Source organism: Sagittula sp. (genome assembly GCF_052825245.1).
Genome location: NZ_JBRBWD010000029.1, coordinates 19049 through 29465, shown reverse-complemented (window position 1 = coordinate 29465; position 10417 = coordinate 19049). Strand labels below are relative to the sequence as shown.

The 10417-nt window shown below is 66.6% G+C and carries 8 protein-coding genes; all 8 read left to right on the top strand.

Features of this window, described 5'->3' with window-relative positions; all coding sequences use genetic code 11:
• The first annotated feature begins 33 nt into the window (after window positions 1-33).
• The 8 genes from ACU0DV_RS10170 (at window position 34) to ACU0DV_RS10135 (ending at window position 10399) form a co-directional block, all read left to right on the top strand.
• Entirely contained in the window at window positions 34-1896 is a 1863-nt protein-coding gene (locus tag ACU0DV_RS10170; RefSeq protein ID WP_446241705.1) for an HlyD family efflux transporter periplasmic adaptor subunit, read from the top strand.
• 3 nt (window positions 1897-1899) lie between these two features.
• Window positions 1900-4056: a PqqD family peptide modification chaperone gene (locus tag ACU0DV_RS10165; RefSeq protein WP_446241704.1), complete on the top strand. Its 2157-nt coding sequence runs from the start codon at window positions 1900-1902 to the stop codon at window positions 4054-4056.
• A gap of 118 nt (window positions 4057-4174) precedes the next feature.
• Complete coding sequence (locus tag ACU0DV_RS10160; RefSeq protein ID WP_283983302.1) at window positions 4175-4963, top strand: SapC family protein; 789 nt, start codon at window positions 4175-4177, stop codon at window positions 4961-4963.
• On the top strand, window positions 4956-6986 hold the full coding sequence (locus tag ACU0DV_RS10155) for a preprotein translocase subunit SecA (protein ID WP_446241703.1): 2031 nt from the start codon (window positions 4956-4958) through the stop codon (window positions 6984-6986). Before ACU0DV_RS10160 ends, ACU0DV_RS10155 begins: the two co-directional genes overlap by 8 nt.
• Entirely contained in the window at window positions 6983-7804 is an 822-nt protein-coding gene (locus tag ACU0DV_RS10150; protein WP_283983300.1) for an efflux RND transporter periplasmic adaptor subunit, read from the top strand. The genes ACU0DV_RS10155 and ACU0DV_RS10150 overlap by 4 nt, the downstream gene beginning before the upstream one ends.
• A gap of 198 nt (window positions 7805-8002) precedes the next feature.
• Entirely contained in the window at window positions 8003-9277 is a 1275-nt protein-coding gene (locus ACU0DV_RS10145) for a flavin-containing monooxygenase (protein WP_446241702.1), read from the top strand.
• Between the two features lie 14 nt (window positions 9278-9291).
• Complete coding sequence (locus tag ACU0DV_RS10140; RefSeq protein WP_446241701.1) at window positions 9292-9720, top strand: RidA family protein; 429 nt, start codon at window positions 9292-9294, stop codon at window positions 9718-9720.
• Between the two features lie 4 nt (window positions 9721-9724).
• A complete protein-coding gene (locus ACU0DV_RS10135; protein WP_446241700.1) occupies window positions 9725-10399 on the top strand; it encodes a DUF1028 domain-containing protein in 675 nt (224 codons plus the stop codon).
• Window positions 10400-10417: the final 18 nt, after the last annotated feature.

Genomic DNA, 10417 nt, shown 5'->3' with positions numbered 1-10417 from the left:
CGGGACGGGCGTATTGCAGGGAATGACCGACATATGACAACGGAAAGCCCGAACGATACGCCCGCCCGGCGCGATAGCACCGGACAGGTCAGCTACGCGATCTTCGACCAGGCCCTCTGGACCCGGTTTTCCGAGGCCGACTCCGTCGAGGGGTTCGTCGAAAGCTGGCTCGCCCTGCTGGCGCGGAACCTGACGGGCGTCACCTCTGCCGTGGCGCTGATCGGCGACCCGGACACCGGGCCCTTTGCCCCCGTCGCGCGCTGGCCGGAAGAGGCCGCGATCAGCCCCGCGCTCATGGCCGCCACGGAGCGGGCGCTCGGCAAACGCCAGCCGATCCTGACCCGGACGGAGGAAGGGCACGAGATCGCCCTGCCGTTCCTGATGGATGGACAGCTTTACGGCGCGGTGTCCGTCACCATGCAGGGGGAGGTGATGACCCCGGGCGAAGTGGTCCGCCATCTGCGCTGGGGCGCCGGCTGGATCGAGGTGCTGCTGCGCCGCGACCAGGGCCGATCCTTCGAACGTCTGCAGGCCCGCACAGCCAAGGCGCTGTCGATGCTGGCGACGGTTCTCGAACAGAAACGTTTCAATGCGGCGGCCAATGCGCTTGTCACCGAACTGGCGCGCAGTCTGAAGTGCGACCCCGTCAGCCTCGGGCTCATGAAACGCGGCAATGCCAAGGTCGTCGCGGTCAGTCACGCGTCCGGCTGGGGCAAGCGGATGAGCCTTATGCGCGACATCCGGGCCGCCATGAACGAGGCCGCCGACCAAGAGGCGGTGGTGCTTTATCCGCCGCCGCCCGGCTGGGACTATCGCGTGACGCTGGCGCACGAGGAACTGGTCCGCACCCACCGCGCCGACAGCGTGCTGAGTGTGCCGATCCAGTACGATGGCGACATCATCGGTGCGCTGACGCTGGAAAAGGCCGGGCCGGAGGGGTTCGACGAGGAGACCGTCGAACTGGTGGACGTGATCGCCACAGTCGTCGGCCCTGTGATCGAGGAGAAACGCCGCAACGACCGCATCCTGATCGTGAAGGTCTTCGAGGTCATCGGCAACCAGGTGAAGCGCCTGCTGGGACCTAGCCATTTCGGCCGCAAGCTGGCCACGCTGATCTTCGCCGGTCTGGTCTGGTATTTTGCCACGGCCACCACGACCTTTACCGTCACCGCCCCGGCCCAGTTGCAGGGCACCGTGCAGCGGACGGTCGTGGCGCCCTTCAACGGCTACATCGCGGACGAGCAGGTGCAGGCCGGCGCGGTCGTCACCGAAGGGCAGGTGTTGGCGCGGCTCGACGATCAGGACCTTGCGCTGGAGCAGCTGCGGCTGGTGACCTCGCGCGGTCAGAGGCAGGCGGAATACGCGCAGGCGCTGGCCGGCCGCCAGCGCGCCGAAGCCAACATCATCGAAAGCCAGATCCGCCAGATCGACAGCCAGATCGCGCTGGTCGAGGAACAGATCGCCCGGACCGAGATCCGCGCGCCCTTCGACGGCGTGGTCGTGTCGGGCGACCTGAGCCAGAAGATCGGCGCGACGGTGGAACGCGGCGAGGAACTGTTCAAGATCGCGCCGCCGGACGGCTGGCGCGTGGTGCTGGAGGTCGACGAGCGTGACCTGGCAGAGATTGCACCGGGACAGACCGGGCAGTTGCGCGTCTCCTCGCTGCCGGACCTGCCGTTGCTCTACACGATCGAGCGGATCACGCCGGTCTCGGACCAGCGCGAGGGGCGCAACTTCTTCCGGGTGGATGCCTCGCTTGAGGAGAACGATCCCCGGCTGCGGCCCTCGATGGAAGGGATCGCCCGCACCGAGATCGACGAACGGCTGCTGTTCGCGGTCTGGACCCGCCCGCTGGTGAACTGGGCCAAGCTGACCTTCTGGCGCTGGATGCCCTGAGCGATGGCCAAGGCATTCCTTTCGCAGAACTGGTATCGTGTCGCCAACCTGAAACCGCGCCTGCGCCGCCATGCGCGCCTGCACCGGACACGCTATCGCGGACAGTTGTGGTACGTCCTGCAGGACCGCACCTCCGGGCGGTTCCACCGGTTCTCGCCGTCGGGCTACCGGATGATTTCCATGCTGGACGGCACGCGGACGGTGCAGGAGGTCTGGGACACGACCTGCGACCAGCTCGACGACGAGACGCTGACCCAGGACGAGGTGATCCGCCTGCTCGGTCAGTTGCACGCGGCCGACGTTCTGCTCGGGGACATCCCGCCGGACATTGAGGAACTCTCCGACCGCGGCGAACGCCAGCGCAGCAAGAAGCTCATCATGAGCTTCATGAACCCGCTGGCGGTGCGCCTGCCGGTGCTGGACCCCGACGACCTGATCTCGGCCACCATGCCGCTGGTCCGGCCGCTCATCTCTTGGTTCGGCGCCCTGATCTGGCTGGCCGTGGTGGGCTACGGCGGCTTCCTCGCCCTGTCTCATTGGGACGAACTGACAGAGAACGTCATCGACCGCGTGCTGACGGCGGAGAACCTCGGCCTGCTGGCGCTGTGCTACATCGGCGTGAAGGCCGTGCACGAGCTGGGCCATGCCTACGTGGTGAAGCGATGGGGCGGCGACGTCCACGAGATCGGCCTGATGTTCCTCGTGTTCATGCCCGTGCCTTACGTCGATGCCTCGGACTCGATGCGCTTCCAGTCGAAGTGGCAACGCGCGTTGGTGGGGGCCGCGGGCATCCTGGTCGAGGCTTTCCTTGCCGCAATCGCGATGATCGTCTGGCTGAATGCCGAGGACGGGCTGGTGCGCGCCTTTGCCTTCAACGTGATGCTGATCGGCGGCGTCTCGACCCTGCTGTTCAACGGCAACCCGCTGCTGAAGTTCGACGGCTACTACGTGTTCTCCGACCTGCTCGAGATCCCCAACCTTGCCAACCGCTCGAAGGAGCACATCGGCTACCTGGTCAAGCGTTACGCCTTCGGCATGAAGGAGCAGGAGGGACCGGCGACCGCCCCGGGAGAGGCCTTCTGGTTCACCACCTACGCGCTGGCGGCGTTCGCCTACAGGGTCTTCATCACCTTCGTCATCGTGCTGTTCATCAGCACGCATTTCTTCTTCATCGGCATCATCATGGCGATCTGGTCGGTGACGCTGATGTTCGGCTGGCCGCTGATGAAACAGGCGTGGTACCTGCTGGCAAGCCCGGCGCTGCGCCACCACAGGGGCCGGGCGTTTGCCGTGACCGGCGGCACGCTGGCGGCCATTGCCGCCGTGCTGTTTGCCGTGCCCCTGCCGCACGCCACGGTGGCCGAGGGCGTGGTCTGGGTTTCAGGCGAACACATCGTCCACAGCGAGGCCGACGGCATCGTGACCGAACTGGCCGCAGCACCGGGAACCCACGTGGACACGGGCCAGGCGCTGGCGACGATCGACAATCCGCTGATGGCCGCGCGCGTCACCATGCTGGAGGACTACATCGTCGAACTGCGCCGCCGCCTTGCCGCACAGGACTTCGTCGACCGCTCCGCCGCGCGGGTGCTGCAGGAAGAACTGCGCGCCGCCGAAGCCGACCGGGACCTCACGCTGGAGCGCAGCCGGAGCCTCGTGATCCGCGCCGCATCGCCCGGCGAACTGGTGGTTCCGGCCGGTATGGACCTGATCGGGCGCTACCTCCAGAAAGGCGATGTCGTGGGCTATGTCACCGATTTCCGCGACCCGCTGGTGCGGGTCATCGTGCCCGAGGACCGGAGCGATCTTGTCCGCAGCGAGACCTACGGCGTGAAACTGCGATTCGCATCCACGCCCGACCGGATCCTGCCCGCCCGGATCGAACGGGAAATCCCCGCTTTGTCCGCCTCTCTGCCCTCGATGGCGCTGGCCACCGAGGGGGGCGGGCGCATCGCCCTCGAGCCCGGCGCCAGCGGGCCTTCGGGCCAGCGGCAGACCTTGTCCAACCTTCTGCATCTGGACGTGCGTCTGCCCCCGGGCACAACATATCGCAGCCTTGGCGAGCGGGTCTATGTGAGGTTCGAGCACGGGCAGGAACCAGTCGCCGCTCAACTTTACCGCGTCCTTCGACAGATCTTCCTGCGCAATTTTGACCTTTGATCACAATACCTGAGCTATCCGCTGTTTCACAAAACTGTTGTGCGATTCTCAGCAGTTGGTAACGTCAAGGTTGTTCCGTACCCGTTCTATTTTTCAAACTTGTTTTCTGGAGGATCCCATGACCCAATTGTTGTTCTACGAGAATGCCGTCCCTGTAAGTTCTGCACGGCACAAGAAGATGTCGGTGCGCACCGGCGCCGATTACAAGTTTGCCGAAAAGGTCAACTCTGTCCCGCTGACCGCCATCGAGTTCGGCCAGGCGGCCATCGAATACCCCATTGTCTTCACCGGCAATGCGGACACCGTCATGCCCTGCGCCATCCTCGGCGCGACCGCCACCAAGAACCTGTTCGTGAAGCCGGACGGGTCCTGGGGCGGCAAGTACGTACCCGCCTTCGTGCGCCGCTATCCTTTTGTCTTCGCGCAGGACGCAGGCGGCAAGCAGCTGATCCTCCACATCGACGAGAGCTTCGAGGGCTGCAACGAGAAGGACAGGGGCGAGCGGCTGTTCGACAGCGACGGCAACCAGACGCAATACCTGAAAAGCGTGCTGACCTTCCTGCAGGACTACCAGCAACGCTTCAACCGCACGCAGCTGTTCTGCAAGCGGCTGATGGAGCTGGACCTGCTGCGTCCGATGGAGGCGCAGTTCAGTCTGCCGTCCGGAGAGCGCCAGTCGCTGTCCGGCTTCCAGACCGTCGACCGCGAAAAGCTGAAGGCCGTCTCGAACGAGGACCTCGGAAAGATGATGCGCACCGACGAACTGGAGTGCATCTACCTGCACCTCGGATCGCTGCGCCACTTCGGGTCGCTGGCGGAACGCTTCTCGCTGGACGGCGACATGGGGGAGGAGCCCCAGATCATAACGGCCGAGACCGTCGAGGAGCCGACGGACGAGAATGCTTGATACCGGCCCTGTGGCCGCGGAAAAATCTGGCGTCGCCCCCGCGGGCGACGCTTTCCTCGCGCCTGCGCTGACGCTTTACCCCGAACGGGAAGAACCGCGCCACCACTGGCTCGACCCCGCCGAGAACGTCGCACGCTACCTCTACGGGCGCCTCATGGTGCCGGTCCTGCGTCTGCGCCTGCGCGTGTTGCTCCTGCGGACGGTCTGGCGGGCGCGGGGCATCGCGGCGCTGGATGACGCCGGCCTTGACGCGCGCATCGAACGGGTGCGCCGGAAGGCCCGGACCGATGGCTTGACGGACGCCAATCTGGTCGAGGCATTCGCGCTGATCCGCGAAACCTCCCGCCGTATCCTCGGGCTTTATCACCACAAGGTGCAGCTCCTGGGGGCGCTCGCCATGGCGCGCGGGGCGGTCGCCGAGATGGAGACAGGCGAGGGCAAGACGCTGACCGCGACACTGACCGTGGGTGCCGCGGGGCTTGCCGGCATCCCTGTTCACGTGGTGACGGTCAACGACTACCTGGCCGAGCGGGATGCCGCGACGATGCAGCCGCTGTTCGACCGCCTGGGGCTGAGCGTCGGCGTGCTGAAACACGGGATACCGCCGCCGGAACGCCGGCGCATCTACCGGCGCGACATCGTCTATGCGTCGAACAAGGAGATCACCTTCGACTATCTCCGTGACCGGGTGAAGCTGGGCGGCCCCCCACAAAATGCCGCCCTGAAGCTGCGTCAGTTCCTCGACCCGATGGGGCAGGGCGAACTGCCGGTCATGCGGGGCCTGCATTTCGCCATCGTCGACGAAGCCGACAGCGTCCTGATCGACGAGGCCCGCACGCCGCTGATCATGTCGCGCGAAACCGACGCGGAGTCCGAACGCATCTGGGCGGAAACCGCGTGGTTGCTGGCGCGCCAGATGTTCGAGGGGCGTCACTACAAGCTGCACCGCCGGGAGCGCCGCATCGAACTGACGGACCGCGGCAAGGCGCGGCTGGAGACGCTCGGCCTGCAACGCGGCGGCATCTGGGCGAACCGGATCCGGCGGGAACAGGCGGTCACGCAGGCGCTGACCGCCCGGTATCTCTTTACCAGGGGCGACCAGTACATCGTGTCGGACGGCAAGGTGGTGATCGTCGATGAGTACACCGGCCGCATCATGGAGGAGCGCTCCTGGAACGACGGCATGCACCAGCTGGTCGAGGCCAAGGAAGGGGTGGAGATCACGCCGCGCAAGGACGTCCTGGCCCGTATCACCTACCAGCGCTTCTTCCGCCGCTACCGTCACCTTGCGGGCATGACCGGCACCGCGCGCGAGGTGGCGTCGGAACTGTCCACCGTCTACCGGCTGAACGTGGTTTCCATCCCGACCAACGCGCGGTCGAAGCGGCGCTTTCAACGCATGCAGCTTTTCCCGACAGCCGCCGCCCGCTGGCGTGCCGTGGCGGAGCGGGCGCTTGCCCTCTCACGCGCAGGGCGCCCGGTCCTGATCGGAACACGCTCTGTCGAGGCATCGGAACAGGCCTCGGAGCACCTGCACGAGCTTGGCGTAGAGCACGACCTCCTGAACGCCCGCAACGAAGCCGAAGAGGCCGAAATCATTGCCCGGGCCGGTGAGGCGGGGCGCGTCACGGTGGCTACCAACATGGCCGGGCGCGGCGTCGACATTGCGCTGGGTGAAGGTGTGGCCGAACGCGGCGGCCTGCATGTCATCCTGACCGAGCGGCACGATTCCAAGCGCATCGACCGCCAGCTGGTGGGGCGCACGGCACGGCGCGGCGAACCGGGTTCGAGCCAGCCGATGCTGTCGCTGCAGGACGGTATCCTCGAACACACCTCTGCCGGCAAGGGCTGGTTGGCGACACTGGCCCGCATGCCCGGCGGCATCGGCCGCCTTGCGGCCCGCATCCTCTTCCGCCGCGCACAGAAACGCGCCGAACGAAACCACGCACGTGCCCGCCGCATCCTGCTGGACCAGGACCGCCGGCTTGGCACGATGCTTGCCTTCAGTGGAAAACCGGAATGACACGTATGTTGCCCGTCCCCAGCGTCCTCAAGACCTGCTTCGCCTTGATGCTCGCCGCGCCCGCGACAGCCGAGACCTTCGACTGCGTGATCACCCCTGCGGTCACCATCGACGTCGGCTCGCCCGTGTCGGGGCTGCTGGACAAGGTCCTGGTGGATCAGGGCGACACGGTGGAAAGCGGCCAGGTCATCGCCCGCCTGCATTCGGAGGTCGAGGCCAAGGCCGTCGAACTCCTGCAGCTTCAGGCCCGCAGCACCGCCGGGATCGAGGCGCAGGAAAGCCGCCTGGCACTTGCGCAGAAGCAGCTGGACCGGGCACGCGACCTGATGGAACGGCGGGTCGGCACGCTCGAACGGCTCGAAGCGGCAGAGGCCGAGGTGGAGGTCATCACCCGCGAACGTGCCATGGCGCAGCTCCAGCACGAGGTGACGGGGCTCGAACTGGAACGCGCACAGGCGCAACTGGAACAGCGCGTGATCCGCAGCCCGCTGGACGGCATCGTGGTGGCCCGTCACTTGTTCGACGGCGAATTCCTCGGGACCGAAAACAGCGTGGTGTCTCTGGCTCAGGTCGATCCGCTGCACGTCGAGGCGTTCCTGCCGGTCACCGCCCACCCGATGCTGAGCCCCGGCATGACGCTGACCGTCACCCCCGAAGCGCCGCTGTCAGGCACGTTTTCGGCGCGGGTGGACGTGATCGACCGGGTGTTTGACGCGGCCTCCGGCACGTTCGGCATCCGGCTGACCCTGCCGAACCCGGGCAACGCGATCCCGGCGGGCCATCGCTGCGAGGTCGAAGTGCCATTGCCCGGCCAGTGAACTCGGGTTTCATGGGCGATCCGTCTCCCCGTGCATTGTGAAGGGACGGTCTGACCATTCGCGGCGACAAGCACGACTTTGGATAATCCGAACCAGAGAAGATGAAATCCGTAATTTTCCCGAACCGGGTTCATGCTTAAGGTGACGGGACGCACCGGGCCGGATGACACGCCCGGCATCGGGACAAGGGGACACCGCATGACCGTTGAAACCGTCGACACGCTGGTCATCGGCGCAGGACAGGCCGGAGTTGCCATGAGCGAACACCTGTCGCGTCACGGTATCGGCCATGTCGTGCTCGAAAAGGACCGGATCGCCGAACGCTGGCGGACGGGCCGCTGGGACTCGCTCGTCGCGAACGGTCCGGCGTGGCACGACCGGTTTCCCGGCCTGACCTTCGACGAGGGCGGAGAGGCATTCGTCCACAAGGACAGCGTGGCCGATTATTTCGAACGCTACGCCGCCCGCATCGATGCGCCGATCCGCTGCGGAGTCGAGGTTCGTCGTGTCTCGCGTCTGCAGGGCCGACCGGGCTTCCGGGTCGAAACGTCGGCAGGTGAGTTCCGGGCGCAGTCTGTCGTCAGCGCCACGGGTCCGTTCCAAGTGCCGGTGATCCCGGCGGTCATCCCGCCCGAGACGCCCGTGCAGCAGATCCACTCCGCCGACTACCGCAACCCCGACGCCCTGCCGCAAGGCGCCGTCCTTGTCGTGGGCGCCGGATCGTCTGGCGTGCAGATCGCAGACGAGCTGAACAGGGCAGGGCGCAAGGTCTACCTCTCGGTCGGACCGCACGACCGCCCGCCACGTCGGTACCGCGGCCGCGACTTCGTCTGGTGGCTGGGCGTGCTTGGCAAGTGGGACATGGCCGCGCCCGCGCCCGGCACCGCGCATGTGACGATTGCCGTCAGCGGCGCGCGGGGCGGCGAGACGGTGGATTTCCGCAGGCTGGCGCATGAGGGGCTGACCCTCGTGGGGCGGACGGAACGCTGCGAGAACGGCATCCTTTACTTCGCGCCCGACTTGGCGACGAACGTCGCGCGCGGCGATGCCAACCTGCTCTCGCTGCTCGACGAGGCAGATGCCTACGTGGCGGCAAACGGGCTCGACCTGCCGGAAGAGCCCGAGGCCCGCATCTTCCCCGATGACCCGGACTGCATGACCCATCCGCTGGCTGAGCTCGACCTGGCACAAGCGGGGATCGGCACGGTGATCTGGGCGACGGGTTATGCGCTCGATTATGGCTGGCTGGACGTGGATGTGCTGGACGAGACCGGCAAGCCCCGCCACCAGCGCGGCGTTTCCCCGGTGCGGGGGCTGTACTTTGTCGGGCTGCCGTGGCTGTCCCGGCGCGGATCGAGCTTTATCTGGGGCGTCTGGCACGACGCGGCGCATGTGGCCGACCAGATCGCGATCCAGAAGACATACGAAACCTATGACGCGCAGGCCGGTGGCCTTGGCGCGGCGGCAGAATGAGAAGGACCCGCAAGGTGGCCCATACCCGCATACGCAAGTTCAACACGCGCGACACCTACCTCGAGCAGTCGCTGGACAACGACCTCTGTCAGGCTGTTGTCACACGGGGCGGCCGGACGGTCTGGCTGCGCGGCCAGTGTCCGCAGGACCTCGACACGGCAAAGAACATCGACAGCCACGACCCGGTCGAACAGACCCACAAGGTCATGCAGAACATCCGCCAGCTGATCGAGGAGGCGGGTGGCGAGATGGCGCACCTCGTTAAGGTGGTCGTCTACATCACCGATGTGCGGCACCGCGAAGCAGTCTATCGCACGATGGGCGAATACCTGAAGGGGGTGCATCCGGTGTCCACCGGCCTCGTGGTGCAGGCGCTTGCCCGGCCCGAGTGGCTGGTCGAGATCGACGGCACCGCAGTCATTCCCGACGAGTACGAGGGGTGAGGTCATGACGTTTTCCCTTGTGGCCCGCTGCGCCGAGACCGGCATGTTCGGCGTCGTGATCTCTTCGTCCTCGCCGGCCGTGGCGGCGCGATGTTCCTACGCCCGGGCGGGCGTGGGCGCCGTGGCATCGCAGAACATCACCGACCCGACCCTCGGCCCGCTGGCGCTGGAGCTTATGGCGTCGGGTGAAAGCGCGGCCCAGGCCATCGAAGCCCTGCGCCGCGACGGGTCGTTCATGGACTACCGGCAGGTTCTGGCGGTGGATGCCAGCGGCGGGACCGCGATCCATTCGGGCGCAAAGGCGCTCGGGATCTGGATGGAGGTGCAGGGGCTGGACGCGGCCTCAGGCGGCAACCTTCTTGCAAACGAAGGCGTGCCGCAGGCGATGGTGGATGCCTACGCCGCCGCAACGGGTCACATCGGCGACCGGCTGATAGCGGCCCTTCGCGCCGGTCTGGCTGCGGGTGGAGAGGCCGGCCCGGTGCATTCCGCCGGGCTGAAGATCGTCGACAAGGTGGCCTGGCCGGTGGCAGACCTGCGCTGCGACTGGACCGAGGATTGCCCGATCGAGGCCGTCGCCACCGCCTGGGAGGTCTACAAGCCGCAGCTCGACGCCTATGTCCAAAGGGCGCTCGACCCGCGCGAGGCCCCGTCCTACGGGGTTCCCGGCGACCAGTAGCCGTTGCCGTTGCCGAGC